We start from the raw sequence: 24,661 nt of genomic DNA on the forward strand, positions 1-24,661 counted from the left end.
TAGTCATTTAAAGTTTTATCTCTTTGAGAAAGGCGTACAGGTGTTGGTATTCTTTGGGGTTTAAATAGCGCGTTTTGCCTTCAGGGAGGGCGTTAAGATGGGCAAAGCCATAAGACACCCGTTTTAAATCCAACACCGCGCGATCAAAATGGGCAAAAAAGCGGCGCAATTCTCTATTCTTGCCCTCCGTGAGGGTGATTTTGAGCTTAGAAAAATGGGGGTGATTTTTAATAATGTCGTAGCGCGCAAAGGGGGGGAGCTGTAGGCTTTGTTGGGGGTTTTTGGGGTGTGCGCCCTTGTGGGAGTGGATGCCTGTTTGCATGCCCTCTAGGATCTCTGGGGTAATAGGTCCCTCAATTTTAAGCAAATACACCCGCTCTAGCGCGCTGTGCATGAGCGCGCTCACCACCCCGCTATGATCGCTCAACAACAAAAGCCCACTAGAGGCAAAATCCAAACGCCCCACGGGGATGAAGTGGGCGAATTTGCGATCCAAGCTCTCAAAAATAGTAGGGCGGGCGCGATCGTCCTTGCGCGCCACTAACTCCCCCTTAGGCTTGTGGTAGATCACCACGCTATAGCGGGGGGCTTTGGGGATTTTGAGCAATTTACCCTCTACAAAGATTTTATCTTCTTTGTTAAAGGGCGTGGTAAAGGTGGCGATCTGGTGGTTGATCTTAACCTTACCTGCGCCAATGAGGGCATCGGCTTGACGGCGCGAGCAGTGCAAATAACGGGCGACAAACTGGTTTAAACGCATCAATCCACCCACTGGTAATCTTTAAATCTCTCTTTGATCTGCGGGCTCACTCTTAGGGGGGTGCTGATGGTGATCTTTTTGTCCTTTTCTTGCACCACCACACACAACGCCCGCGCGCCCTTGTTGGCATTTGCCGCCTCCTTTAAATGCGCAAACAACTCCACAGGCACGCTACTATCCACCACAAGGCACAAGGGTTGCCCCTGCAAGCATGAAGTGCCCTTGTTGAAGTCTGCTTGCAAATCCAAAGGTTCTATGTCGCTGGGCTGTGCCTCTGCTTTGTAGCGCACTTTGGCGATCTTCTCTGTGCTGATTTGCTCTAGGGTCTTGATCTCTAAGAGGCGCAAGCGCGCGACCTCCTCTTGCTCCTCCACCTTGCATTTAAAGGCTAGGGGCAGATTGGTGTCTAAATGTTCTAGGGCGTTGAGTTGTTTTTCAAAAAGCATGAGTTCAAAACGCCCGGATAAATCCACGATCACCGCCTCGCCGTAAGGTTTTTTGCTCTTCTTGCCTAGCTTGCGCTTGAGTTCTAAGATTTTGCCCACTAACACGACATTTGCCCCAATCTCCACCCGTTTAATGTCCGTGCTTTTGAGGATATTCTTCAGGGGCTTGATTTGATCCTTAAACTCGTTTAAGGGGTGTCCTGAAAAATAAATCCCCATGCATTCGTATTCAAAATCCAATAGGGTGTTGTTGTCGTACTCCTCATAGAGTTTTAGATTGAGATTAGCGCGCTCGCTCTGCGCGTCTGCAAACAACCCGGTACGCATTTGGGCGTTGGTTTTGTCCTTTCTGCGCCCCTCCTCACAGATAGTATCCAAGTTCTCTAACATGGTGCGCCGATTGTAACCCAAGTTGTCCAAGCTCCCGGATTTGATCAAGGGCTCTAAAATGCGCTTGCTAAACTTAGAAAAATCAATTTTGCTGATAAAATCCTGCAAATCCTTAAACGCGCCCTGTTTCTCACGAATTTCTACTAGAGTGCCCAAAGGTCCCTCCCCCGCCCCCTTGATCGCCTCCAAACCAAAGATAATTTCTTTACTGCCCTGCTTTTCTTGCACCCCAAAGCGCACATCAGAGACATTCACATGGGGGCGTTGCACTTTGATCCCCATAGAGTTTGCCTCCTCCACATAGTGGGCGACCTCTTCAATGTGGCGGCATTCGCTACTGAGCATGGCTGCCATAAACTCGTGCTTGTAATGGGTTTTGAGATAGGCGGTTTGAAAGGTGAGCATGGCATAAGCTGCTGAGTGGGATTTGTTAAAGCCATAGCCGGCAAATTTGACGATCAAATCAAAGAGATCGCCCGCTTTGTTAGCCTCATAGCCCTTTTTGCGCGCCCCCTCTATGAATTTGGCGCGGTTGTCTGCCATGATTTGTGCGTCCTTCTTGCCCATCGCGCGCCGAATCAAATCCGCCTCGCCCAAAGAAAAGCCCCCAATGGTTTGCACAATCTGCATCACCTGCTCTTGGTAGACAATGGTCCCATAAGTGGGGCGCAAAATGGGTTCTAGCGCCTCAAAGGCGTAGGTGATGGGCTCTAGCCCGTGCTTGCGATTGACAAAATCATCCACCATCCCCGACTCCATAGGACCGGGGCGCCCCAAAGCGATGATAGCGATGATGTCTTCAAAACAAGAGGGGCGCAGGCGTTTGTTCAAGGTTTGAAACATGCCCGATTCAATTTGAAAGATCCCAATAGTGTTGCCCTCTTGAATGGTCTGATAGACCGCCGGGTCGTCCATGTCCACACTCAAAAAGTCAATCTTTTTATGGGCATATTTTTCAATGAGCTTGAGCGCATCGTCAATCACACTCAAGGTTTTAAGCCCCAAGAAGTCAAATTTGATCAAATCCACCGCTTCTAGGTATTTCATAGAGTATTGCGTAACAATGCCCCCCGTGCGCTCGCTGGTGTATAGTGGGGTCTTGTGCCAGAGTTCGCGCTCACTATCCACCACCAACGCAGCCGCATGCTTGCCTGCCGAGCGATTCAAATTCTCCAAGCTTAGGGCAAACTCCCAAACCTGTTTGGCGGTAGGGTTACTCTCAATGAGTAGGGCGATCTTGGGCTCTAACTCGTAAGCCTCTTTGAGGGTGATTCCTAGACGATTGGGGATGAGTTTAGCCATTTCATCGGCTTCTTTATAGGGCATGTCCAACACGCGCGCCACATCGCGAATCACTCCCTTAGCGAGCATTTTATTGAAGGTGATCACTTGGGCGACATTGTATTTCCCATATTTGGAGACCATGTAGTCTAGCATTTCACCCCGCCGTCTTTGGCAAAAGTCGGTGTCAATATCGGGCATGCTCACCCTCTCGGGGTTTAAAAAGCGCTCAAAGAGCAAATCGTATTTGAGCGGGTCAATATCGGTAATTTGCAAACAAAAGGCGACCAAGCTCCCCGCTGCACTGCCCCGCCCCGGCCCCACGGGGATATTATTTTCGCGCGCATGGCGGATAAAATCCCACACAATGAGCATGTAGCCGGCAAATTTCATCTCTACAATGGTTTTGATCTCGTATTCTAGGCGTTCTTGATAGCTGGCATGCTGGCTAGGATCAATGATTTCTAGGCGTTTTTTTAAGCCCTCTCTGGCTTTATGGGCAAAATAAAGCGCGTCTTCTTCAAAGTCTAGTCCCTCTTTAGTGGCGTATTCTTTGGTGAATTTAAAACGCGGCGGGGTGGGGGGGTTGGAGTCGTCTTTGAGGTCTAGCTCTAGCTGGCATTTGCGCGCGATCTCTTGGGTGTGCTCTAAAGCCTCAGGGATGTCGGCAAAGAGTTGTGCCATCTGCGCGGGGGATTTGATATAAAACTCGTGCACGGAGTGCTTTAAGCGATCTTTATCTCCTAGTGTTTTGTTCATCGCCACACACATGGCGACCTCTTGGGCGCGCGCGTCTTCTTGTTTGGTGTAGTGGGTGTCGTTGGTGGCGATGAGCTTGATCCCTGTTTCTAAAGAAAGCCTGATGAGTTGTTCATCAATATAGAGTTGATCGGCAATGCCATGGCGCATGATCTCCATGTAGAAGTCGTCCCCAAAGATGTCTTGATACTCACATGCCACGCGTTTAGCCTCTTCATAGCCCTTTGCGCCGTATTGTTTGTTTTTGGGGTTGTTGAGGTTGAGATGCCAATTGATCTCCCCTTGCAAACACGCGCTCGAGCAGATCAAACCTTGTGCGCGTTCTTTGAGCAATTTTTTATTAATGCGAGGGTAGTAGTAAAAACCCTTGAGAAACGCCTGCGAGCTCAAATACATCAAGTTGGCATAGCCTTCTTGATCTTTGGCATAGAGGCAGAGGTGAAAGCGTTGGCGGGATTGTTTATCGTCTAAATTTTGGGCGTTGTGCAAATAGGTTTCAATGCCAATAATGGGCTTGATCCCCTCTTTTTTCATGCAGGTGTAAAAATCAATCGCGCCAAACATATTGCCATGATCGCTCATGCTCACACTGGTCATGCCCAGCTCTTTAATGCGTTGGGCTAGGATTTTGATCTTATTAGCTCCATCTAGTAGGGAGTATTCGGTGTGCAAATGCAAATGGGTGAAGTTTTCCATGTTCGTCCTTTGCCACATGCTAGAGCAGAGGGGCTAAAAAGCCTCTTAAAAGCCTCACACTTTGAACTTAGAAAACTCTGAATCTAGCTGGGCGTTGTTATTGAGCATTTCTTTAACATTGCCCTCTAACTTTGCGCGCTCGCTCTTCATGCCCTTGAACATGTCTACTAAATCTTGGGTAACTTTGGCGATCTCTTGGATTTTGTGGCAAATCTCTTGATTGCTTGTAATCGCCTCTAGGGAGGTTTGCTTAGAAATAGACAGGCTCTCTTTTACCCCATCGATTCGATCCACCAAACCAGAAGCCTCGCTAGAGATTTGCTCAGATTCTAGGGCGATCTTTTTGACACGACTACCCATGTCCTCAATGCTTTGGGTAACAAAATTGACCATGCTCGCAATTTGCGCCAAAGATTTTTGGGTTTGCTCGGCTAATTTGCGCACTTCATCAGCCACCACGGCAAAGCCGCGCCCATGTTCGCCCGCGCGCGCGGCTTCAATGGCGGCGTTCAGGGCTAATAAATTGGTTTGGTTGGCGATGCTCTCAATGATGGACAACACTCCCTTGATCTCATTGGCTTGCGTGATGAGGGTTGTGGAATCGTTGGCGATCTCAATCTGGTTTTTAGAGGCATCTAGGGAGAGTTGCACATAGCCGGTCATGCTTTGGCTAAACTCCTGCATCATGCGATCTGCGCTCTGAATCGTGGTCGTGGCGCGCTCAAGCAAGTCTAGGGCTGCGCTAGAGTTTTTCTCCACCTCTTGGCTGAGTTGGTGCATGGTCTCAATGCTGGTGGTTTCATGAATCTCATTAGACTGCAAACTTTGAGAAGTCTCTTTGATGGAGTGGCTAATGGCGATATTAGAAGAGAGAATGTTTTTCCCGCTCTGCACGATCTCTTGGATCTTTTGGATAAAGAGATTGAAGAAGTGTGAAGTGCTCCCCACCTCATCTAAGACCTTGCTTTCTAGGCGTTGGGTTAGATCGGCTTCCTTGCTCTGGGTGAGCCTGCCTGCCATGCGTCTTAAACGCCCCAAAGGTCTAAAAAGGTCTTTTTCTACTACCACAAACATGATCAAACTGATCCCTAAGAAAACCCCTAAAATATAGGCCAGTGTTTTAAGAGTGTTGCTAAAGATCTGATCGTAGGTTTTGGTTAGATCAAATTGGACATTTAAGATCGCAATCACATCGCCTAATTGGGAATTAACATGGCAGCTCAAACAAAGTTTATCAGCGATAAAGGGTTGGCGCAACAAAATATAATGTTGCCCCCCTTCAGACATCAGACGGGTGCGTCTTTGGGGGTCTCTGTTTTTGAAGATTTGTTGCATCTCTGCATCATTGGTAAAGGGTTCGTTCAAACCAAAGAGGGCGATCACTTCTTTAGAGGGTACAAAACTCACATGCGCCCCCTCAATGCTGGTGCTATCTTGAATGGTACGCTTGAGTTGCTCGGGGTCCCCGGTAAGAGCGGCTTCTTTTACACTATTCATCAAGGCTTGGTTTAAGACATGGATGAGTTCTACACTCTGCTTGGTGGCCAGCCTCTCATAACCCACGCGTAAGGACGCATAAACCACCCCCATGACCAACAAAAACCCCGCTATGGCATAGATTGTTGCTTTAGTTTTTATGCTCTTCAATACATCCATCCGTGTCAGGTGAGTTTGGCTATTATAACGGATTATTTTGCACAGGCCGTTAATGCAGGGCGGCGTGGACAACTTCAAAGAGACTTGACATGAAAATTCTACTGCGTTTGCCCAATTGGCTAGGTGATGGGGTGATGGCCACCCCTATGCTTGAAACTCTGCGCTCTCATTATCAAGACAGCGCGTTCATTCTGGTGGGCTCTGCTGTGGTGTGCGCGCTCTTTAAAGACTACCCTAACACCACCCCTATTATAGACAACACCAAGCAAGCCAAGAGTCGCCTATTAGCCACTTACAGGCTAGCCCAACGCATTGGGGCTTGTGATTTGGCAATCACGCTCACCAACCACTTTTACAGCGCGCTATTGCTCTACCTTACCAAAACACCCACACGCATAGGCTATGCCAAATTCGGGCGCACCTCCTTACTCACCCACGCGCTCAAAACCCCTTTAAACACCCACCAAGTGGAGCGTTATTACCACCTTTTAAGCACTTGTATCCCCCATTTAAATCCCAATCCCCCCGCGCTTAAACTCCTTGCCCCAACCCTTCCAAAAACCTCTAAGCGTATCGGTCTCAATCCGGGGGCGGCTTATGGGAGCGCGAAGCGTTGGAGTGTAGAGTCTTTTGCCCAAGTGGGGGCGTATTTTCTAGATCAAGGCTATGAGGTCTATCTCTTTGGCGCGCAGGGGGATTTAGAGGTGGTGGGCGCAATTGCGCGCCTCATTGGGAGTGATCCTAAGCTCATCAATCTTTGCAACCAAACCACTTTGCCAGAACTCATTGCCATGTTAGCCACCCTTGATCTCTTTATCACCAATGATAGCGGACCGATGCACATCGCCACCGCTTTGCAAACCCCCTTAATTGCCCTTTTTGGACCTACTGACATGCAAGAGACCAGCCCATGGCACCACCCACGCGCGCGCCTCATTTCTAAAAACCTGCCCTGTGCGCCCTGTAAAAAGCGCGTCTGCCCTCTTAAAAGCGGGGGGGCTATACAACCCCATGCGTGCATGCAAGAGATCACCCCTGAGGAGGTGATTGATCAAGCCCGTGCTTTATTAGGCTTACCCCTCTAGGGTCTTTAGGACTTCTTGTGCCTTTTTATTGCCAAATTTGCTCGCGCGTTTGAAACAATCTTTAGCCTTGTTCAAGTCCTTATCCACCCCCTCGCCCTGATAGTAGATCACGCCCATGTTATACATCGCGTTAGAATTCCCCTCATCGGCGGCTTTTTGAAAAAAGGTGATCGCTTGTTGGATATCGCGCTCCACCCCCTCGCCCTTGCTATACATTACTCCCACATTGTAACAATCCTTGATCGAACCTAGTTGGGCGGCTTTATGAAAATACCCAAAGGCTTTTGGGATATCTTTCTCCACCCCCTTACCCACATGGTAGAGAGAGCCCAAATGGTGCAAGGCGTTAGCGTTATCCATTTTAGCCGCCTCTTCAAAATAGAGAATAGCCTGGGGAATATCCTGATTAGTGCCCTTGCCATATTCGCACATCACCCCCAGGTTATAGTAGGCCTTGTCATCGCCCAATTTGGCGGCCTCTTGAAAGTAAGAAAAGGCTTGAATCGTGTCCTTGTCCACGCCCAGCCCTTTATTATAAATCACGCCTAAATTGTAGTTGGCCTTAGCATGCCCAAGTTTGGCTGCTTGTTGAAAATAATCCAAAGCCTTAGCCTCGTCTTTGGGCATGCCCTGCCCATTAGCATAGACCACGCCTAGATTGTAAAGTGTTTGCGCCTTCTGATCGCTCACCTGTGTGTTCATCGCGCTCAAATTGGCAAAAGCCTGCGCATCGCCCAAATCGGCCGCCTCTTTGTAATAAGCAATGGCTGTGTATTTATCCTGCTCCACGCCCTTACCCGTGCGGTATAAAGTGGCCAAGCTAGACAGCGCGTCCGCATCGCCCATCTCTCCGGCTTCTTGGTACAGCGCGATCGCCTTGTCCATATCTTTTTGTACTCCCTCTCCTCTTTCATACATGCTAGCTAAGGTACAAGTGGCTTTAGCAAAGCCGGATTGAGCTGATTCCTTAAAAAGCTCTAGGGATTTTTCTATGTTTTTTTCCACTCCCTCCCCATTCTCATACATGATCGCTAGATTATAGGACGCGCGCGCATCGCCCAAATCGGCCGCCTGTTGGAAATACTCCAGCGCACGGGCATAGTCTTTAGCCACCCCCTGCCCGGCATAGTACATACTCCCCAAGCTCACCAAGGCCTTGGTACTCCCGCGCTCTGCAGCCTCTTGGTAGAATTCTAAGGCCTTGGCATAATCCACCCCTACCCCATTGCCCGTGCGATACATCAAACCCATGTAATTTAAAGCGTTTACATCCTCTAAACTCGCCCCATGCTTAAAATAGTCTAGGGCTTTTTGATAATCTTTTTTAACGCCCTTACCCAAGTTATACATCACTCCCAAATTGACAAAACCCTGGCTGTCGCCCAAATTAGCCGCTTGTTGGAAATAATCTAGCGCCTTGGCGTTGTCTTGGGCCACTCCCCTCCCATTGGCATACATCACCCCCAAATAGATCAAAGCCCTAGAGCTCCCAAGTCCAGCGGCGTGCTGGTAACTGGCTAGCGCTTCTTCGTAATGGCGCGCTCTATAGGCCTGATGGGCCATTGTTAAAAAATCTTTATAGAGACTAGGCTGGCTTTCCTCGTCTTTGGATTCTAAATCCTCTTGTAAGGCCTGCTCAAAAGCGTCTTCTGCGTGGGTGATTTGTTCGCGTTTTTGCATGCATTTCCTTATAAACTGGCTTTGACTTGGGCGAGGATCTGCGCGATGGCCTGCGCGCTGACCTGCTGGAGCGCTAGAATGGCTTGTGTGGGAATGGCCAACTCTTTGCCCTCAAACTTTAAGGCCACCTCTTGGCTTTTAAGGGCCATAAAGCTTTGCACCCCCGTGTCTGCAGAGAGCACGATCTGGGCGCGATAGATGCCCTTATCTTGAACAAACCCTAGCCAAAGCACATGGAGTTTCAAGCCCACATGGGCACTACTAGGGGGCACACTCACCATAATGCATTGGCGTACCGCTTCTAAGATGAGCATATTTTTGAGCATATTGATGGGCAGGTCTGCGAATTTTTCGCGCACACTGCGTTCGATTCGCCCATTGGCGTGTTTGAGTAAAATGTCCTTGGTGTTGATGAGATCCGCGCCCAACACCCCCACTAAAGCCACATTTTTAGGCTTGGCGCACATGGGGGGCGTTTTTTGCACATTGAGATCGTAATAACTAATTTCAGGCAGGGCCTGCTTGAGATTGAGATTCAAGCACCCGGTAAGCAAGGGCGCTAAGAGTGTCCAAAACCACAGCCTCATTTGTGCTCTCCAAAGAGTGTCTTATAGGGATTGGCCTCAAATTTGTCCATGATTAAAGAGCCTTTCTGCACGAATTGATCCACATTGCGCAAACTCAATTCTGCCTGCATCAGCAAGGGCGTTAACATGGTTTTCAGGTCAAATTGCCCCTTTTGGACCTTTTGATCCACATCTAGGATCAACTGATCGCTGTGCTGTAAGAGCGTGTTGCCCTTGGCAAAGAGGATATCTCCCTTGGCAAAAAGCGCATCGCCTTTTTGCAGAGTCGCGCGCGCCTCAATGAGCAGGCGATCTAAATTAGCCCTTGTGGTGTCTAGCCCCTGTGTGGTCTGTTGTATGGATGCGATGATCTTGTGGATATTTTCAATATTCTCAGGGCTTAGGATGCGATCGATGTTTTTGATAATATCTAGTACTTCATTGGAGATATGCCCCGCGCTATTGCTGAGTTTTTCTAAAAAGCTCTGCTCATAATGCAAATCCGCTCAGAGTCCTTTTTGCTATAGAATTCTTTTGAGCTGCCCTGAATGAGACTCAAATACTTCATGCCCACCAAACCCTGTGAATCCACTTTGAGCATCGCGTCTTTACTAACGGGGACTTTGCTTTTAATGTCAATGACGAGTTTGACCACCCCTAAGCGTTGGGGGTCAAAACCCACACTCCTGATCACACCAATTTGAATCCCCTTGTAATTGATGGGCGTGTTGGCCCCTATCCCGCCTAAATCCTTGTCCGTGTAAACCACATAGCGCAAGTAATCCTCTTCTTCAAAATTGACATGCCCCAACCATAGGATAAAAACCACCATAGAGGCGATGCAGGCTAAAAAAATCCCCCCAATGAGCGTGTAATTTACATGCCTTTCCAAAATTTCTCTCCTCGTGTAGAATTGAATAAATTGCCCTCTTCTAGGGGTACTTCTTTGGTGTGTTGCACAAACTCTGCCAAATTGCCATCAAAACTAATCAAGCCGTCCTTGAGCATGATAAAACGATCCACGGCGTTTTTAATGGAGTCTAGATCATGGGTGATCATCACCACGGTGAGCTTTAAAGCCTCTTTGAGCGAGAGAATCAACGCGTCAAATTTATCCGCGGAGTAGGGGTCTAGCCCGCTGGTGGGTTCATCCAAGAACAAAATATCCGGATTGGTCGCCATCGCCCTTGCTAGCCCCACGCGCTTTTTCATCCCCCCACTGAGCTCATAGGGGTAGAGGTGGTAAACCTGTTTGCTCAATCCCACGCGATCCAACCACATTTTAGAGATTTCTACAATATTGTTCTTAGGATAGGCACTGTGCTCTTCGAGCATGATCCCCACATTTTCTAGTACGCTCAAAGAGCTATAAAGCGCGCCAAATTGAAACAACATCCCAATCCGATGAAAAAATTTGTAGCGTTCTGAATCCTTGAGTTTCCAAATGTCCATGCCAAAAATGCGGATAGTACCCTTGATGGGCTTGTTGAGCAAGATCATACTCCTTAAAAGGGTGCTCTTCCCGCTCCCACTCCCCCCCAAAATCGCCAAAACCTCCCCTTGGTAAACCGAGAAACTCACACCTCTATGAATGACATGATCGCCATAGGCGGTGTATAGATCCTGCACTTCAATCAAACGGGGTAAATTGTCTACCATGCCATGCCTACATATTGAGTTTACTAAAGATGACAGAAAAAAGGGCGTTTAAGAAGATGATCCAAAAGAGCGCGTTCACCACGCTAATGGTGGTGAGCGTGCCTATGGACTCGGTGTCTCCCTTCACCTCAAACCCACGCATGCACCCCACTAGCGCGATGGCAAACCCCCAAAAGGGGGCCTTGATGAGCCCCACAAAAAAATGGCTCAAGCCCACATTTTCATGCAAGCGCGCCACATAGTGGCTAAAGGTGATGCCTAGTTGGTATTTAATGGCCACCATCGCCCCCAAGAGCGCAAAGGCATCGGCAATAAAGACCATCAAGGGCATCACAATCACCAAGGCCAACACCCTAGGTAGAACCAACCATGCAAAGGGGTTAAGCCCCATAGTGTGCATGGCGTCTAATTCTTCGGTGATCTTCATCACCCCAATTTGGGCGGTAAAACTAGAGGCGCTGCGCCCGGCCACCACTAAGGTTAAAATAAAAGGCCCCATCTCTCTTAGGGCTAGCTTGGCCGTCATCTCAATACTCATCAAGGGAAAGCCCAAATCTTGCAATTGGATCGCCCCCTGCAAGGCGATCGCAAAGCCCACCACAAAGACGGTCAAAATGCTCACAGGCAAAACCTTAAACCCACTTTCGTGAATGTGGTGAATCAAAGGGGTCAGGCATAGGGTTTTGGGTTTGATCAAAGCGCGCCCTAAGAAGTAAAGCACCATGCCACAAAAGTTAAAGGTGTTGAGCACGGTGTTGAAAAAGCAGGCCACGCTCTTACCCAACTTCTCTAAAGGGTTGCGCTTGGGGCGGCTTGCGTGTTCTTGATATAAAATGCTGGGGTCTTCTTTTACCCAGCTCTCCACCACCTCCAACACGCGCCCATTGTAGATATTGGCGTTTAAGAAGGCGGGTTTTTTGCGCCCCAAGAGGTCATAGAGCAACATCAAAAAGACAAAATCCAAACCCTCCACTTCTTTAAAATCAATGGCTCTGATTGGGGGGGCGGCTTTAATCACGCGTTCTAGCTGTTTGAGCGCGCTTGCGGGGGTCTTAAAATTCCAATATCCGCGCAAAAAAAGCGTGTCCGATTTCACATAACCTACAGGCGCTGTTGCAATCACAAGGTCCCTTAACGCAAAAGTGATCCACATTTAAATCATGGGAGCTTGTGCTATTATACAATAAAAGAAAAGCACAATGGGTAGTAGATTTGAAGCGTGCGCAGATTGTCTTGTTGGGTTGGGGTTTGCAAATTGCCTTGGGTGCGCAAGAAAAGATGTGGCTCAAAGAACAGGACACCTACACCCGTCTGTATAACCAACACAAACAACTCAAATTGAAAAATGGCGGGTATTTTGGCATGGGCTTTGGGATGATCAATATCAAAAAGGATTATAAAAACACCAAATTAAAGAGCTTCCCGGCCATTTTGAGTTTCAAGGGAGGGCTGCAGACTTTCTTTAAAAATTACATCGGGTTGCGCGGGTTTATCGCGTTGGACTTGGCCACTTCTAGCGTGAATTGGCGTTCCAAGTACAACCCCTCTAACTCTTTTTATGGCGTGGCCAGTGTGGGCTTAGAAATCCCTTTAGAAATCCCTTTGACCCGCTCTTACCAGCATTTTCTAGGGCTCTATGGGGGGGCGGGTTTGGGGGCGGTGATCTACACCGACGACGCGGATTTTAGTTTTAAAAACAAGCATGTCATCTACACGGCTGGACTCATTGTGCAGGGAGGGATTGCCCTCACCCTTTACACCAGACACCGCATTGAAATCGGCGTAAAACTCTTGCCGACTAATAAAACTTTACTCGCCTCCAAGCGCTTTGAAACCTCCTTGATGTTCAATTGCATGTACCTTTACAAATTCTAAAAGAATTGCGCGAGGATCGCGCTTTGTACCAACCACATGTAAAGCGCAGTACCCCCGATGACGCTCAAGGCGAAGACACGCAAAAACACATGCAAGAGCACCACACAGCCCACTGCCAGCACTTCATTAAGCCCATAAGGGGGGCTAGAAAAGGGCGTATCCTTAAGGCTGTAGACAATGAGCATGCCCACCACGCCCAAACTCAAAACCCGCCCCAGATAGAGCAATATTTTGGGCGCGGGGCGTTTGGCATTAAAGAGCAAAAAGGGGAAGATGCGGATAAAATAGGTGGTGGCGACTGTGATGATGAGGACAGACCACACATAGAGATCGCTCATTCCAAACGCCTTTTAAAGAAAATGAGAATACAAACCATCACCAACAAGGTGGGCAAGAGAAAATGGACTTTGCCAAAGAGAAGAAAACAGCCCAGCGCGCTCAAAAGCCCAATGAGTGCGGGGGCATGGCGTTGCGTTGCCTTCCATTGCTCCATAAAGATCACCAAAAAAGTCCCGGTTACGATGAAAGAAATGCCCTCCACATTCAGGGTAAACCCTTCCCCCAAGAGCGCCCCTAAGGCCGTTCCCACCACCCAATAAATTTGATTGAGCATAGAAATCGCCAACATGAAGTCTTGAGGATCGCTCTGCTTGGGCTTGACCAAGGCCAATAGCGAAAAGCTTTCATCTGTGAGGGTGTGTGCTAAGTAGTAGATGCGCCCGCGCGTCTTGTTAAAGGGCTCTAGCATCGCGATGGCATAGCAGATTTGACGCGCGTTGAGCAGGGCCACCAAGAGAAAGATATTGAGCATGTCCGCATGCGCGCTCAACAAACCCACCACTAAAAATTGCACCGCCCCCGCGTAGATGAATACACTCATAAAAACCGCCACCCAAAACCCATACCCCGCCTGTTGCACCAACACTCCAAAGGTTGCGCCTACTAGAATAAAGCCTACCAGTAGAGGGATGGTGTGGGGAAACGCTTCTTTAAAGGCTAAAGAGCTAGGCATGGGTTTTTCTTGAGAGCCGCCACGCCCCCACGCATAAGGCCAGCCCAAGAATCCCCACTAAATAGATTACATGGGAAAAAGCCGCGCTCAAGGGCGCGCCTAGTTGGTTTAACATCACCATAGAGGAAATGCCATGGTAGGCGGGTACAATTTGCAAAAGCAGGCGCAAAAAGCGAGGCATCAGTTCTAAAGGCCAAATAAAGCCCATCATAAAGACTAGGGGTAAGGAAGAGATCAGCACAATCTGGGCGGCCTGTGTGCCCTTACGCACAAAAGTACCCAACACCACCCCACAGCTCGCCGTGCTCATTAAAAACACCAGCATGAAACCCAACAAGACAGAGGGGTTAGCATGGATGTGAATCCCATAATAGGGAAACAACACCCCCAAGTACAGGAGGGCTAAAAAGGCGTAGATCACGCTAAAACACACACAGCGTACCCACATTAAACGCAGAGCGCTTGAAAAATGGGAGACAACGCGCCCCTGCGCACAGGTGAGCATGCTAGTGCCCATGAGCAAAGTTTGGTGTAAAATAAAAATAAAGACATTGGCAATTGCGTAATTGAGATAGCCCACAGAAGGGTTATAAAGGGGAATGGTTTGCAAGGAAAGGAGATTATGTTCTTTGGCGATCTCACTTTCAAACAAGCTTTTGTGGGTTTTAATGGCATCGCTTAGGGTATCCAACACGTCCACCACTGCGTTGGCAATTGCGCTGTAGATCAAAAAATAGTTCGCATTGGTGTAGAGCTCCACACGCGCGGGGGTACTGGTGTAAATGGCGCGCTCAAAGAACTTAGGGATCAATACGATCCCATAGACTTGTTCAGTTTCTAGCAATCTCTTGGCTTCTTGGGGAGATTGGGAAAAATGCGTGATGTGGATACTGGGCGTGCTTTCTAACATGCGCATGAGCCGCCTAGAAAGTGTGCTTTGATCCAAGTCTACTAGTACGATTGGTTGGCCCGTTACAATGTCGTTTTTATAGGGCAAGGGGTAGAGAAAAGCATAAAACAAGGGACCTACGATGATAATAAAGCGCACCCCAGCATGTGTAAAAATGGCCTTAAACTCGTTTAAAAATACTCTCATGTCTTTTTCTCTTTCAAATACCACAAGCACAACCCAAGGGGCAAAAATAGCATGAACAGCCCCATTTTTAACAGGGATTGCCAAGCCAAAACCACCCCATCGCTATAATGTGCCAAGGCGATCAAGGCCTTAATAAAGTAACTCACGGGCAATAAAGACCCCCAAAACTCGCCCAACGCATTCATGTTGTTCACCGGATAGGTAACTCCCACAAAGGCCAAAGAGGGGGCGGTATACGCAGCAACCACCGAAGTACTTCTAATAGGATCGCCTAATAGAGCGTGCAGGGCTAAAACCACGCTAGAAATACTCAGCACCATCAACACCACCCCACCTAAAAGCAACCACAAATGTGCGTAATAAGGCTTTAAAAACCCTAACATGAGAATTCCCCATAGGCTAAAAATGCAGGTATTGAGCCATAACGCGCCAAAGGCTTGTAAGGTGGTGGTGCTGTGTTGTAAGAAATTCAGCATGCCTAAGGCGATGAGAATTTGCCACATACAGGGCAGGATCACCCCCAATAGGAATTGTGCGTAGTTATTGTTCTGGTTGTAAAGGGCATGGATGTTGGCATGCAAGGGGAAGGCTAGGGCTTTAGCGGTGTTAAAATCGCCCTGTGTGCCTAAGTTTCTAGCGACATCATTTTTCACATTCAAGGTCATCAAGGTTTGGGTAAAAGCGCTCAAAATCGCCTTGCCCACTAGGACAAATTCGGCATCGTAGTAAAGTACCACGGGGGTTTTGATTCCTAACTTGACATGGCGTTCTAAATCCTTATTGAGCACCACCGCCCCATAAATTTTTTTGCTATCCAAATCTGCTTTGGCATCGCTCAAAGAAGGGTAAAAATGTTTCAAAAAAAGATAACTATTGGCGTTTAAAGCACTGGTGATCTCTTGACTTAGGTGGCTGTGATCTAAATCCACGATCCCAATGGGGAGTTTGGTGGGGAGCTCTTTGTAGAAGATGCCAGTCAACAACGCCCATAATAACAAAGGCACGCCCAAGCACAGCGTGAGACCATAGGTATCCTGCTTGATTCTAGACCACATCAAGGGTTAACCAAGACACTCATGCCCACCCGCAAGCGCGCCATCTCACTCAAAGGGGTAGCCTCAATGCTAAAAGAGCGCATGTCATAACTCTTGCTACTACTCGTGCTTTTCCATGTAGCAAAATCTCCCATCACGCTCACATAGGTAACTTTGAACTCTAGAGTTTGATCCAAGGCGGGTACATAGCCCTTAAAAACAGACCCCACATTGAATTGTTTTAGGTATTTCTCCGGCACACTCAAATTCAACCACGCATGTGCGGTGTCTGTTACTAAGACGACTGGAAACCCCTTAGGGCTCAACTCCCCGCTATAGAGTAAGACATTGCTCACCTCCCCATCAATGGGGCTATAAGCATTCTTATCACGCAGGAAAACCTGCACTTCATTGAGCTGCCCTAAGGCGGCTTGGGCTTTTTCTTTAGCCGCGATTTTGCTCTCTTGACTAGCCCCCTCGCGCGCTAGCTGGTATTGTTGGAAAGCGGCCTCTTTATTGTAATTGGCACTTTGGAAGGCTGCATAGGCCTCATCGCGTTTTTGTAAACTCGCCACGCCTTTATCATAGAGCTCTTGCACACGCTTATAGGTTTCCTGGGCTAGATCGCTGCGGGCTTTGGCGGCTTGGTAGACATCTTTGGCACTTTTGATAGTTTGGTTGCGACTTCCCTTTAACACTTCATCGCGCAAAGCGACTGCGGCTTTGTGGCTCGAGCTCGCTTGTAATAGCTTGGCTTCGGCCTCGGGGCTATGGATGGTAAAAACTAATGCGCCTTTTTTGATCTGATCGCCTTTTTTAACCACCACGCTTTCGATGCGTCCGGCCAACTTGGAGCTCACGCTATACTCCCTAGCTTCTATAAAGCCTTGTAGCCGTTCTACCTTGTGGCTATAGGCTTGGTAATAGAGCTTGCCAAGCCACCCCAAAATCCCTAGGGCGATCAAGATCGTTAAAATAAGAACTAAGGGTTTTTTATCTGCTGTGCTAGCCATGTCTTATCCTAGTGCGCGTAATCATAAAAGAGATCGATGTGATCCCCAAGAGCCATCAAATCCACAAGCGCGCTGATGTATTTGAACGCACTCGTCTTTTGTTCTACCAAAATGCCCGAAAGTGAGTTGCGTGCGTCCACGACTAAGGAGTTTGTCCCCATGCCCTGATTAAAGGCCTCTTCTTGTAATTTTAAATTTTCTTTAGCCAGCTCAATGCTAGTGTTGAGACTTTGGTACTCTTTTAAATAAGATTGGCATTGCAAGTAAGTTTTATGCACCAGCAATTCCATGTCTTTCTTAGCTTGGCTTTGTAGCGCGCTGGTTTGCAACTCATCGATTCTAGCCGCTTGGTAGTGCATGATCCGCCCTGTGGGGGTCAGGATGGGCAGGCGTGCCCCCACACCCACAAACCACTGGGGCACCATGTCCATGAAAGTGGAATTATTTTCTTTCATGATGTAGGCCCCAAAGAAATTAAAATGGGGTAGAAATTTGGAGGCCTCTAATTTTACCATTTCGTGCGCGCTCTTGCGTTTGATGGCCAAGCTTTTGAGCACGGGGTAAGAACTCAAGGTCTCTTGGACAAAGAAGTTTAAATTAGGCAAATGTTTGGGGTGAATGTCTAAATTCGCACTGGGGGCAAAGTGGCTTGCTGCATTTTCTTTAGAGAGAATGGTGTTAAAAGCTAAGGTGGCGACTTCTAGAGCGTCTGCAGCTTGCATGGTTTTGATCTTGCTCTTTTCATAAGCCACCGATGCGCTCAAGGCTTCCACGCGCGCGATCTGCCCAGCTTTTTGGCGTTTCAGAGCATTTTGATAATGTTTTAAATGCCCCTTTTCTACATCTTGGAGCACGGCTAGCACCTCTCTATCTAGCACCAAACCATAGTAAATTTTGACCAATTCTTGGAAAGTGGAGAGTCGCTTCAGGCGCGAAACTTCCATGGATTCCCTATGGGCTAAAGACGCGAGTTTACTCATATAAAAGCGCGCTCCGCCCATGTAAAGGGGATAGATAATGCTCAAGGCCCCCAACACTACATTTTCTTTAGAGAATAGGAAAGGTTGGCTTAACATGCCCATCATCCCACCAATGCCTTGGGCTATGGCCGCCCCGCCCAAGTGCGCCAGCGCGGGTTGGCTCAAAAAGCGTTCCATGCCCCCGGCAAATTCTTGAATCTTGGCTTGGTTGCCCTTGAAGGGAGAAACAGTGATAGGCTTGGCCAAATGGACATAAAAGGCACTCAAGTCAATTTGGGGTAGAAAAGAGAGTTTGGCCGCTGTACTGAGCTTTTTGGCTTTTTGTTGCGCATAGTCTTGGGCTTTGATCCCATCGTAATTAGCTAGGACAATCGTCCATGCCTGTTTGAGAGAGAGCATGGAAGGGTGCTCTGTGGTGCTCTGTGGCGGGGCCTGTAAAAACGCACTTTGGGCTTGCAAGCCCCCCACGACACAACACACACCTAAAGTTTTAGCTAATTTAAGTTTCATGAGTACCCCTTTTAGAGATTCTTTTTCATGAGTTTGAGCTTCTTGATTCGAGCTTTGTCCATATCTAACACTTCAAAGATACAATGCGCGTCCCCCACCACATCGCCCACCTCTGGCAAGCGCTCCAACAAGCTAAAGACATACCCCCCCAAAGTTACCTGTTCGTAATCTGGGTCAAATTTGATCTTGAGCAATTCTGCCATGTTTTCTAAATCTACCATGCCATCACACTCAAAGGTATTTTCATCTAAACGCTTGATACCTTCCTTACTCAAATCATGTGCGTCCGAAATATTACCCATGATCTCCTTAATGATGTCGTCCATTGTTAGCAAGCCAGAAGTGCCCCCATATTCATCCACCACTAAGGCACTATAAACCCGCTTGTTGTTCATTTTGAGCAAAATTTGCGAGATAGACGCGCTTTCTGGCACAATGAGCATGTCTTTTAGCAGATATCGGAAATTCTGGGCTTCTTTCGTGTCCAGTAAGGAGGCCGAGAGCACATCCTTAATATGGATCAGACCCAAGATATTGTCCTTATTGCCATCACAACATGGGTAGCGCGTGAAGGGGTTTTTTAACATGGTTTGGATATTGTCTTTATAGGGGCGTTGTAAATCCAAACACACCATGTCCTTTCTAGGAGTCATTACTTCGCGCGCGCTGGTGTCTGAAAAATCCACCGCGTTTTTAATGATCTCTTCTTCTACAAAGTCAATCACCCCTCCTTTCAAGCTCTCGCCCACGATAATCTTCAATTCCTCTTCTGAGTGGGTGCTGTCATGCTGGGGTTCGATCCCAAAAACTTTTAGTACGATCTTAGCCAAGAAATCAAAGAGATTGACAATGGGATAGGAGATGAGCCAAAAGGCGTGCAAGGGGCGCGCGATCCATAATACTACACTCTCTGAGCGCACGATGGCGATGGACTTAGGCACGATCTCACCCAAGATCACGTGCAAGAGTGTGATGAAGCTAAAGGAGATTGCTACGCTCAAACTGTGCGCAAAAATATACAGGCTTTCAAAATGCAACCATTTTTTCAACAATAGAGTGATGAAATGTGCGATGGCTGGCTCCCCAAGCCAGCCCAAGCCCAGAGAAGACAAAGTAACCCCTAGCTGGGTTGCGCTCAAATAGGTGTTGATGGACGCGTTAATTTTGAGAGCTAAGGTGGCGTTTTGGTTATTGTGCAAGCTGAGCTCCTCTAGCTTAGAGCGGCGCACCTTAACAATGGCAAATTCGGACAGCACAAAAAAGGCGTTGAGCAACACCAACAACAAGGCTAATCCAAACATTAAAATCGGCTCGTAAAACCCCAAGGGTCTCCTTAAAAAAGGTAAGCTACAGCGGGCAAACAAGCCATCTACAGCCGCCCTACAATATCAAACATGGCGATTAGATAATAACCTAACGCGCCCAACAAGGCGGAAATAGGCACGGTTACCATCCAAGCGGTGATGATCTTTTTGATTACAGAACGCTGAACTAACTCGCTTTTATAAGCCTTCTTAAGTGTTTTGCGTTCTTTCTTGCTCAATCCAATAGAGTATTCTAAAGTGTTGTTGTTCTTCTTTAAAGCTTTGAGATAGGCTAACATCTCTTTTTTCTGTTTGGGGCTGGCTTTTTCAAAGCGTTCTAAGAAATTCTTGATCACGCTAGCGTCCTCGCCCGCGTGCGCGTCTAAGATCATCTGCTTGATCTCTAAAGTGCGTCTTTGTAGGAGTTCGCGTAAAAAGCCCACGCCAAAGACCGCGCCAATAGTGATATGCGTCGAGCTCACGGGCAAACCCAATTTGGAGGCAAATAACACGGTGATCACCGTGGCCATTGCGATGCAAAAGGCCTGCATTTTGTCTAATTCTGTGATCTCGCTCCCCACGGTTTTAATAAGCTTGGGGCCATACAAGCTCAAACCCAACGCAATCCCCATTCCTCCAATGAACATGATCCACAAGGGCGCATAAGCCTTAGTGGGGATGGCGTGGTTGCCCCACTCCTGCAAACTCTGTACAATGGCTGCCAAAGGCCCTACTGCATTGGCTACATCATTGGCCCCGTGCGCAAAACTCAACAAGGCCGCCCCAAAGATCAGGGGATAGGTAAAGAGAGTATGTACGCTCTCTTTGGTGTTTTCTAGTAGTGCTAGTCTCTTAGAAACATAGGATTTAAACAGAATATAAACTCCCAAACCCACCACAAGGCTCAGGCCAACCTCTTGCCACCATTGCAAAGAAAGGGGTAATTTTTTCCCTAACACCTTAGCGAACATATACCACGTGAAAGCCGCCCCCATAATGCCCACTAAAATAGGCATCACCCCCAACGCGGCTTGCTTCTTATTTTCTTTATCGCTCAAGACATTTTTGATGATGGCCAATAAACCCATAGCAATCCCCCCTCCCATCACCGGAGAGATCACCCAACTTGCCACAATCCCCCCTAGAAAATGCCACTCCACAGCCCCCAGTCCCCCGGCCATCAGCCCCGCTCCCAAGACCCCCCCCACAATAGAGTGTGTGGTGGAAACGGGCGCACCAATGGCTGTCGCCAAGTGTAGCCACAACGCCCCAGAGAGCAAGGCTGACAACATCATGCCCACAAATACCGCTGTACTCTCTATGTGCGCCGGGTTGATAATCTTGCCCTTGATGCTTTGTACCACATCTGCCCCCGCCAACACCGCACCCAAAACCTCACAAATAGCGGCTAATAGGATCGCCATGCCCAATGTGATCGCCTGTGAGCCCACCAAAGGCCCCACATTGTTTGCCACATCGTTGGCACCGATATTCATGGCCATATACCCCCCTATGACTGTGGCCAAAGCCAGCAGAGGAAAGTGGATGGGGACATGCCCCAAGACCAACGCCATGCCAGCAATACAAACTACAAACACAACCGCTAGGGTGATCTTGACATTATCCCTTTGGAGTTCCTTAAGGGCTTTCTTAAAAGGGGAAGCGTCTTTAGCTTTCATTGTGGGCGCACTCTAGTATAAAATACTCTAAGAACTGCTTAAAGAAAAAGCGTTAGGGTAGAAGAAAAGGGTTGTTATGTTTGTATGCGCGGGATATTCAGAGAATTTTAAGATGGCTAAGGGGGTGGGGGTGGGGCTCATACAGAGCACAATTTGCCTCACACGCCTGTGCTTGTTGGAAAACCCTACGGAGTTGATCTTTGTAGGCAGCGCAGGGAGTTATGATCCTAACCTGCCCTTGTTATCTTTGTGTAAAAGCGCACGGGGTTACCAAATCGAGCAAAGTTTTACCCAAGCGCAAAGTTACACCCCCCTAGATAACCATTTAGAAGTACACAGCGCGCTCTTGGATCAAATCCGTTTGCCCGATGTGCAAGTCAACTCTAGCAACTACATCCACACAAACCCTAACTTTGCATGCCAAATGCACAATGCGGGCATCGCCTTAGAAAACATGGAGTTTTTCGCGTTATTGAGTGTGGCACAGAGTTTTAATATCCCGAGTGTGGGTGTATTTTGTATCACTAATTACATCACTCCCCACGCCCACCAAGAGTTCTTAGATAATCATGATCGGGCTAAAGCCCGTTTAGAGGCGTGGATGGGAGCGTTTGCAAAACGTTAAGGAACATGGGCTACCATGCGGGCATGGAGGCGTTGAGTTTCCAAATACGATAAAGGAGAACGCTATGAGTAACAACAGTAACAACAGTTGCAACAGCCAAAACAGCAATAATAGCCAAAACAGCAACAATAGCTGTGGTTGTGGTAGTGCTAACAACAGCCAAAACAGCAATAATAGCCAAAACAGCAACAACCAAGACTAAGGGTTGTTCCCCCGTTTTGAGCGGGGGTGTTCTACACTATCAAGCTTCTTTAAAGTTTTTTGTGTTAGGCTACCCGCATTCTATTTTTGAGAAAGGGTTTTCATGCTGTCTTTTGTTGTGGCACAGAGAGCTAGGCGTTTTTCTTTACACCTTAGCGATCTGATGTGCATGGGTGGCCTTTTATCACACACCCATTTCACACACAAAGGACGTGCATGCAGGAGTTTAGACAAGACACTTATCACGCCCAGCCTAGCGCGCTAGGGCTAGTTCCTTTTTTTGTTTTCATTGTTACTTACTTAGGCACGGGGATTTATCTAGAATTGGTCGGGGTAAAAATGGGTTTTTACCAATTGCCCGGGCCTGTGGCAGCTAGTGTGGGGGTGGCTAGCGCGTTTTTGCTCTTTAAAAGCGATCTCAACCAAAAATTTAACGATTTCTTGGCCGGCTGTGGAGATAAGAACATCATGACTATGTGTGTGATCTATCTTCTAGCCGGAGCTTTTGCCGTGGTGAGCAAGGCGATGGGCGGAGTGGATTCTACGGTCAATCTGGGGCTAACCTATATCCCTGTGGAGTACTTGGCTGCGGGGGTGTTTGTGATCGCCGCTTTTATTTCTACAGCCATTGGTACGAGTGTGGGCGCGATTGTGGCCTTAGGTCCCATTGCGGTGGGTTTGGCCCAGCAAAGCGGATTGTCCATGCCCTTGATCTTAGCGGCGTTACTAGGAGGGGCAATGTTTGGAGACAATCTCTCCATCATCTCAGACACCACGATCGCAAGCACGCGTACCCAAGATGTGGCGATGAATGACAAGTTCAAAATCAATCTCTACATCGCCCTGCCTGCGAGCTTGCTCACCGTGGTGTTGCTCTTGATCTTTGGGCGGCCTGAGAGTGTGGTACCCTTGAGCGTACATGATTTCCAAGTCCTCAAGACTCTTCCCTATCTCTTGGTCTTGATCTTAGCCCTCTTGGGCTTGAATGTCTTTTTAGTGTTGTTTGTGGGGGTGGTGCTTTCTGGGGGGATCGGCTTGTATTATGGTAATTTCACTCTGCTCAGTTTTGGCAAAGAAATTTATAATGGCTTTAGCAATATGCAAGAAATCTTCTTGCTCTCTTTGCTCACAGGGGGGATTGCTTTCATGGTTACGCGCGAGGGCGGGGTGGCGTGGGTCATCTCCAAGATCGAAAAGCTCATTGTAGGTCCTAAAAGCGCTAAGGTAGGAATCGCCGCTTTGGTGAGTGTGGTGGATTTGGCCGTAGCTAATAACACAGTGGCCATCGTGATCGTGGGAGAGATCACCAAGAAAATTAGCGTAAAATTTGGCGTGGATCGGCGTGAGAGCGCAGTGATCTTAGACATCTTCTCTTGTATCTTTCAAGGGTTGATCCCCTATGGTGCGCAAATGCTCATTTTACTTGGTTTCGCTAAGGGAAGCGTGGACTTCCTGTCTGTGTTGCCTTTGCTGTGGTATCAAGGACTCTTGGGGCTTTTGACCTTGTTGTATATCTTTTGGAGTGCTTACAGCGCGTGGGTGCTCAAGAGTTTAACGCCTAAAACCACCGGTGCTCAGGCATAGTTTTAGGGTTTTTTGTGCTATAATGCGATCTAAATGACTCAAAGGTAGTAAGATGGAGCAAAAGGCATGCGTGGGGGGTAGCACTAGAGCACGGGGCTTGGTGCCCTTGTGCGCTTACGTGGGTTTGGCCTTAGTTGTGGGCGGTTGTGGCATGTTCAAGCGCGCGGGGGCAACGCAGCTCATCCCCCCCTCAGCGACAGGTTTACAAGCCCCCATTTATCCTCCCACCACTTTCAATAGCACAAGCAAGCCGCCCATGCCCAATTTCCCCAAGTCTCAACCCCAGATTGAGACCCGTTTTGACAATTCTTCACAGGGCAATCTCTCTAGTGGAGGGGGCGCGCCAGCAATGGTGCCCAACACGCCCATTCTCACCCCCACCAATGTGATCGAATTGAGCGCGGTGGGCATGGGGGTTGCCCCAGAGTCCACGATCTCCCCCTCTCAAGCCCTAGCCCTAGCCAAGCGCGCGGCCATTGTGGATGGGTATCGCCAATTGGGCGAGAAAATGTATGGGATTAGAGTGAACGCTACTGACACAGTCAAAGACATGATCTTGCAAAACTCCGTGATTAAAACTAAGGTCAACGCTTTGATCCGCAACGCCGAGATCACCGAGACCATCTATAAAGATGGCTTGTGCCAAGTGAGTATGGAGCTCAAGTTAGATGGGCGCATTTGGTACAATGTCTTCAATCAGGCAAGAGGGTAGTCTTGTTGCGTGGTGGCCTCATTAGCTAAGTGGCGGCGCGTTTTACAGCTTTTAGGGG

At 48.2% G+C, this 24,661-nt stretch carries 23 protein-coding genes; 6 read left to right on the forward strand and 17 right to left on the reverse strand.

The window, feature by feature from the left end; translation table 11 throughout:
* Positions 1-7: 7 nt before the first annotated feature.
* From EAO38_RS02595 to EAO38_RS02605, 3 genes are read right to left on the reverse strand one after another with little or no spacing between them, the layout of a single operon-like run.
* Positions 8-760, reverse strand: a complete 753-nt coding sequence (locus EAO38_RS02595; protein ID WP_121020833.1) for a pseudouridine synthase — start codon at positions 758-760, stop codon at positions 8-10.
* Complete coding sequence (gene dnaE, locus EAO38_RS02600) at positions 760-4,332, reverse strand: DNA polymerase III subunit alpha (protein WP_121020835.1); 3,573 nt, start codon at positions 4,330-4,332, stop codon at positions 760-762. The genes EAO38_RS02595 and dnaE overlap by 1 nt, the downstream gene beginning before the upstream one ends.
* Before the next feature lie 54 nt (positions 4,333-4,386).
* Positions 4,387-5,922, reverse strand: a complete 1,536-nt coding sequence (locus EAO38_RS02605) for a methyl-accepting chemotaxis protein (RefSeq protein WP_235852486.1) — start codon at positions 5,920-5,922, stop codon at positions 4,387-4,389.
* Positions 5,923-6,077: 155 nt separating this feature from the next.
* On the opposite strand from EAO38_RS02605, the gene waaF reads away from it, so the two are divergent.
* Positions 6,078-7,073 carry a lipopolysaccharide heptosyltransferase II gene (gene waaF, locus EAO38_RS02610; protein WP_121020839.1) on the forward strand — a complete coding sequence of 332 codons (996 nt, stop codon included), beginning with the start codon at positions 6,078-6,080 and terminating at the stop codon, positions 7,071-7,073.
* Here the strand turns inward: waaF and EAO38_RS02615 are convergent.
* The 6 genes from EAO38_RS02615 to EAO38_RS02635 are packed head-to-tail and all read right to left on the reverse strand — an operon-like array spanning position 7,062 to position 12,101.
* Positions 7,062-8,753, reverse strand: a complete 1,692-nt coding sequence (locus EAO38_RS02615) for an SEL1-like repeat protein (protein ID WP_121020841.1) — start codon at positions 8,751-8,753, stop codon at positions 7,062-7,064. The two genes, waaF and EAO38_RS02615, sit on opposite strands and share 12 nt — an antisense overlap.
* Before the next feature lie 8 nt (positions 8,754-8,761).
* On the reverse strand, positions 8,762-9,340 hold the full coding sequence (locus tag EAO38_RS02620) for a hypothetical protein (protein WP_121020843.1): 579 nt from the start codon (positions 9,338-9,340) through the stop codon (positions 8,762-8,764).
* Complete coding sequence (locus EAO38_RS09445) at positions 9,337-9,819, reverse strand: MlaD family protein (RefSeq protein ID WP_407927407.1); 483 nt, start codon at positions 9,817-9,819, stop codon at positions 9,337-9,339. The genes EAO38_RS02620 and EAO38_RS09445 overlap by 4 nt, the downstream gene beginning before the upstream one ends.
* Positions 9,795-10,211, reverse strand: coding sequence for an MlaD family protein (locus tag EAO38_RS09450; protein ID WP_407927408.1), 417 nt, complete (start codon positions 10,209-10,211; stop codon positions 9,795-9,797). The genes EAO38_RS09445 and EAO38_RS09450 overlap by 25 nt, the downstream gene beginning before the upstream one ends.
* A complete protein-coding gene (locus EAO38_RS02630; RefSeq protein ID WP_121020845.1) occupies positions 10,196-10,978 on the reverse strand; it encodes an ABC transporter ATP-binding protein in 783 nt (260 codons plus the stop codon). Before EAO38_RS02630 ends, EAO38_RS09450 begins: the two co-directional genes overlap by 16 nt.
* A 7-nt stretch (positions 10,979-10,985) precedes the next feature.
* Positions 10,986-12,101 carry an MlaE family lipid ABC transporter permease subunit gene (locus EAO38_RS02635; RefSeq protein WP_121020847.1) on the reverse strand — a complete coding sequence of 372 codons (1,116 nt, stop codon included), beginning with the start codon at positions 12,099-12,101 and terminating at the stop codon, positions 10,986-10,988.
* A gap of 89 nt (positions 12,102-12,190) precedes the next feature.
* Between EAO38_RS02635 and EAO38_RS02640 the strand changes: the two genes are divergently transcribed.
* Positions 12,191-12,853 carry an outer membrane beta-barrel protein gene (locus EAO38_RS02640; RefSeq protein WP_235852479.1) on the forward strand — a complete coding sequence of 221 codons (663 nt, stop codon included), beginning with the start codon at positions 12,191-12,193 and terminating at the stop codon, positions 12,851-12,853.
* Here EAO38_RS02640 and EAO38_RS02645 read toward each other — a convergent pair.
* The 8 genes from EAO38_RS02645 to EAO38_RS02680 form a co-directional block, all read right to left on the reverse strand.
* Positions 12,850-13,191: a branched-chain amino acid transporter permease gene (locus EAO38_RS02645; protein WP_121020849.1), complete on the reverse strand. Its 342-nt coding sequence runs from the start codon at positions 13,189-13,191 to the stop codon at positions 12,850-12,852. The two genes, EAO38_RS02640 and EAO38_RS02645, sit on opposite strands and share 4 nt — an antisense overlap.
* The gene (locus EAO38_RS02650; RefSeq protein WP_121020851.1) at positions 13,188-13,865 is read right to left on the reverse strand and encodes an AzlC family ABC transporter permease; all 678 of its coding nucleotides are present in this window, start codon (positions 13,863-13,865) and stop codon (positions 13,188-13,190) included. The genes EAO38_RS02645 and EAO38_RS02650 overlap by 4 nt, the downstream gene beginning before the upstream one ends.
* Positions 13,858-14,961: an ABC transporter permease gene (locus EAO38_RS02655; RefSeq protein WP_121020853.1), complete on the reverse strand. Its 1,104-nt coding sequence runs from the start codon at positions 14,959-14,961 to the stop codon at positions 13,858-13,860. The genes EAO38_RS02650 and EAO38_RS02655 overlap by 8 nt, the downstream gene beginning before the upstream one ends.
* Entirely contained in the window at positions 14,958-16,016 is a 1,059-nt protein-coding gene (locus EAO38_RS02660; RefSeq protein ID WP_121020855.1) for an ABC transporter permease, read from the reverse strand. The genes EAO38_RS02655 and EAO38_RS02660 overlap by 4 nt, the downstream gene beginning before the upstream one ends.
* Positions 16,016-17,008 (reverse strand): HlyD family secretion protein, encoded by a 993-nt coding sequence (locus tag EAO38_RS02665; RefSeq protein WP_121020857.1) that lies wholly within the window; start codon positions 17,006-17,008, stop codon positions 16,016-16,018. Before EAO38_RS02665 ends, EAO38_RS02660 begins: the two co-directional genes overlap by 1 nt.
* An 8-nt stretch (positions 17,009-17,016) precedes the next feature.
* Positions 17,017-18,498 carry a TolC family protein gene (locus EAO38_RS02670; RefSeq protein WP_121020859.1) on the reverse strand — a complete coding sequence of 494 codons (1,482 nt, stop codon included), beginning with the start codon at positions 18,496-18,498 and terminating at the stop codon, positions 17,017-17,019.
* Between the two features lie 11 nt (positions 18,499-18,509).
* Complete coding sequence (locus EAO38_RS02675; protein ID WP_121020861.1) at positions 18,510-19,799, reverse strand: hemolysin family protein; 1,290 nt, start codon at positions 19,797-19,799, stop codon at positions 18,510-18,512.
* A 68-nt stretch (positions 19,800-19,867) separates the two neighbouring features.
* Positions 19,868-21,481 (reverse strand): inorganic phosphate transporter, encoded by a 1,614-nt coding sequence (locus EAO38_RS02680; RefSeq protein WP_121020863.1) that lies wholly within the window; start codon positions 21,479-21,481, stop codon positions 19,868-19,870.
* A gap of 76 nt (positions 21,482-21,557) precedes the next feature.
* Between EAO38_RS02680 and EAO38_RS02685 the strand changes: the two genes are divergently transcribed.
* From EAO38_RS02685 to EAO38_RS02695, 4 genes are all read left to right on the forward strand, one after another.
* The gene (locus EAO38_RS02685; RefSeq protein WP_121020865.1) at positions 21,558-22,106 is read left to right on the forward strand and encodes a phosphorylase family protein; all 549 of its coding nucleotides are present in this window, start codon (positions 21,558-21,560) and stop codon (positions 22,104-22,106) included.
* A gap of 64 nt (positions 22,107-22,170) precedes the next feature.
* A complete protein-coding gene (locus EAO38_RS08850) occupies positions 22,171-22,308 on the forward strand; it encodes a hypothetical protein (RefSeq protein WP_162982661.1) in 138 nt (45 codons plus the stop codon).
* A gap of 215 nt (positions 22,309-22,523) precedes the next feature.
* Complete coding sequence (locus EAO38_RS02690) at positions 22,524-23,891, forward strand: Na+/H+ antiporter NhaC family protein (RefSeq protein WP_121020867.1); 1,368 nt, start codon at positions 22,524-22,526, stop codon at positions 23,889-23,891.
* A 52-nt stretch (positions 23,892-23,943) separates the two neighbouring features.
* Positions 23,944-24,603 carry an LPP20 family lipoprotein gene (locus EAO38_RS02695; protein ID WP_121020869.1) on the forward strand — a complete coding sequence of 220 codons (660 nt, stop codon included), beginning with the start codon at positions 23,944-23,946 and terminating at the stop codon, positions 24,601-24,603.
* Positions 24,604-24,661 lie beyond the last annotated feature (58 nt).

Source organism: Helicobacter vulpis, assembly GCF_003660395.1.
Taxonomy (GTDB): Bacteria; Campylobacterota; Campylobacteria; order Campylobacterales; family Helicobacteraceae; genus Helicobacter; species Helicobacter vulpis.

What these genes read in the sequence shown, in the direction of transcription:
- EAO38_RS02595 (WP_121020833.1), bottom strand. Translation starts at nt 760, where the DNA reads ATGCGTTTAAACCAGTTTGTCGCCCGTTATTTGCACTGCTCGCGCCGT.
- dnaE (WP_121020835.1), bottom strand. Translation starts at nt 4,332, where the DNA reads ATGGAAAACTTCACCCATTTGCATTTGCACACCGAATACTCCCTACTA.
- EAO38_RS02605 (WP_235852486.1), bottom strand. Translation starts at nt 5,922, where the DNA reads ATGGGGGTGGTTTATGCGTCCTTACGCGTGGGTTATGAGAGGCTGGCC.
- waaF (WP_121020839.1), top strand. Translation starts at nt 6,078, where the DNA reads ATGAAAATTCTACTGCGTTTGCCCAATTGGCTAGGTGATGGGGTGATG.
- EAO38_RS02615 (WP_121020841.1), bottom strand. Translation starts at nt 8,753, where the DNA reads ATGCAAAAACGCGAACAAATCACCCACGCAGAAGACGCTTTTGAGCAG.
- EAO38_RS02620 (WP_121020843.1), bottom strand. Translation starts at nt 9,340, where the DNA reads ATGAGGCTGTGGTTTTGGACACTCTTAGCGCCCTTGCTTACCGGGTGC.
- EAO38_RS02630 (WP_121020845.1), bottom strand. Translation starts at nt 10,978, where the DNA reads ATGGTAGACAATTTACCCCGTTTGATTGAAGTGCAGGATCTATACACC.
- EAO38_RS02645 (WP_121020849.1), bottom strand. Translation starts at nt 13,191, where the DNA reads ATGAGCGATCTCTATGTGTGGTCTGTCCTCATCATCACAGTCGCCACC.
- EAO38_RS02650 (WP_121020851.1), bottom strand. Translation starts at nt 13,865, where the DNA reads ATGCCTAGCTCTTTAGCCTTTAAAGAAGCGTTTCCCCACACCATCCCT.
- EAO38_RS02655 (WP_121020853.1), bottom strand. Translation starts at nt 14,961, where the DNA reads ATGAGAGTATTTTTAAACGAGTTTAAGGCCATTTTTACACATGCTGGG.
- EAO38_RS02660 (WP_121020855.1), bottom strand. Translation starts at nt 16,016, where the DNA reads ATGTGGTCTAGAATCAAGCAGGATACCTATGGTCTCACGCTGTGCTTG.
- EAO38_RS02665 (WP_121020857.1), bottom strand. Translation starts at nt 17,008, where the DNA reads ATGGCTAGCACAGCAGATAAAAAACCCTTAGTTCTTATTTTAACGATC.
- EAO38_RS02670 (WP_121020859.1), bottom strand. Translation starts at nt 18,498, where the DNA reads ATGAAACTTAAATTAGCTAAAACTTTAGGTGTGTGTTGTGTCGTGGGG.
- EAO38_RS02675 (WP_121020861.1), bottom strand. Translation starts at nt 19,799, where the DNA reads ATGTTTGGATTAGCCTTGTTGTTGGTGTTGCTCAACGCCTTTTTTGTG.
- EAO38_RS02680 (WP_121020863.1), bottom strand. Translation starts at nt 21,481, where the DNA reads ATGAAAGCTAAAGACGCTTCCCCTTTTAAGAAAGCCCTTAAGGAACTC.
- EAO38_RS02685 (WP_121020865.1), top strand. Translation starts at nt 21,558, where the DNA reads ATGTTTGTATGCGCGGGATATTCAGAGAATTTTAAGATGGCTAAGGGG.
- EAO38_RS08850 (WP_162982661.1), top strand. Translation starts at nt 22,171, where the DNA reads ATGAGTAACAACAGTAACAACAGTTGCAACAGCCAAAACAGCAATAAT.
- EAO38_RS02690 (WP_121020867.1), top strand. Translation starts at nt 22,524, where the DNA reads ATGCAGGAGTTTAGACAAGACACTTATCACGCCCAGCCTAGCGCGCTA.
- EAO38_RS02695 (WP_121020869.1), top strand. Translation starts at nt 23,944, where the DNA reads ATGGAGCAAAAGGCATGCGTGGGGGGTAGCACTAGAGCACGGGGCTTG.